The organism is Arthrobacter sp. HMWF013 (assembly GCF_003061105.1).
In the GTDB taxonomy this organism is placed as follows: domain Bacteria; phylum Actinomycetota; class Actinomycetes; order Actinomycetales; family Micrococcaceae; genus Arthrobacter.
Map to the genome: position 1 here is coordinate 1 of NZ_QAIQ01000351.1, position 1,315 is coordinate 1,315.

At 70.3% G+C, this 1,315-nt stretch carries 1 protein-coding gene and 1 pseudogene; one reads left to right on the top strand and one right to left on the bottom strand.

Translation table 11 applies throughout. From position 1 onward, the window contains the following. Nucleotides 1–682: protoporphyrinogen/coproporphyrinogen oxidase (locus DBR22_RS13260; RefSeq protein WP_375134961.1), on the top strand; the 682-nt coding region annotated here is incomplete at its 5' end. A gap of 222 nt (nt 683–904) precedes the next feature. On the opposite strand, the pseudogene DBR22_RS23860 reads toward DBR22_RS13260, so the two are convergent. Beyond that, nucleotides 905–1,315: pseudogene (locus DBR22_RS23860) on the bottom strand (hypothetical protein); the annotation flags it as partial.

Here is a 1,315-nt window from a genome sequence, read left to right on the forward strand (position 1 = left end):
GGCTGCGGACCGGGTGGCCCGGACGGTGGACGGCTGGCGGGTCACCGCCGCGGACGCAACGTACGACGGCGGCCTGCTGGTGGTGGCGCTCCCGGGCCCGGCTGCCGTCGGGCTGCTGCGGGCGGCGGTGCCCGCGCTTGCCGGCAGAAGCCCGGAAAGCGGGCCCGACGTCCGGCTGGTCACCCTGGTGGTGGACGTGCCGGAGCTTGACCGCCGGCCGCGGGGCACCGGCATCCTGGTGGCTCCCCAGGCTCCGGGTATTCAAGCAAAAGCCCTCACCCATGCAACGGCAAAATGGGATTGGCTGGCTGCCGCGGCAGGTCCGGGAACCCATGTGCTGCGGCTGTCCTATGGGCGTCTGGAGGGAACCGCAACCGCCGGTGCCACGGCCGCGGATCCAGCGCCCGCAAGCGACACGGAGCTCCTGGCTGCGGCCCTGCGCGACGCGTCGGCCCTGCTGGAGGTCCCGGTCCAGCGGAAAGACGTTGTTGATTGGGATGTTGTCAGGTGGGAAGGTGCGCTGCCCTTTGCCGCCGTTGGGCACAAGGCGCGGGTGGCCGAGGTCAGGGAGCTGTGCGCCGAACAGCCAGGGCTGGCCATTGTAGGCGGTTGGGTGGCCGGCAACGGACTCGCCGCCGTGGTGTCTGACACACGTCAGCACGTTCAAAAACTGCTCAGCTGACCATCGTCCCTGTTCAGCCGGACATCGGCTGTGCGGAGCGCTTTCCGAGGGGTATTTTTCGGTTTTCCCTCCCTCCGCGATGTGGCTAGTGTCGGTACCTATGGTTGATTACAGGTCCGAACTTTCCCGTTCCCGGACCAGTGTCCATGGGGGACTCCGGCGCGGCGCAACAGCTGCCGCCATCGGGGCGATACTGGTCTTTTCCGCAGGGGTGCCAGCGTCTTACGCGGCCAACGACAAAGAGCCTCCCGGCCGGCCGGGGCATGCGGCGGGTTCCGGTAAGGGCCCAGCCGAAAGAGGTCCGCTAAAGGACCGGTTGGGCGTTTCCAAGGGGTCCACCGACGCGTCCGGCACGGCATCGCCGGTTCCGTCGCCTTCACCCGCGGCCACCTCGGGCGCCGCCCGGACACCGGCAGCCACCACGCCATCACCGGTCCCCACGACGCAGGCCCCTTCTTCCCCTGCACCGGCGGCCTCTTCCGCTGCCCCGACACCTGCTGCCCCGACGCCGGCCGCTTCGTCCGGCGCCCCGACGGCGGCCTCCCCGGCGGATGCACCGTCCGGCACGCCCGCCCAAAGTCCGCCGGCTCCCGGATCGGCGGTTCCGCCGTCAGGTACTGCTGCAGATACGGG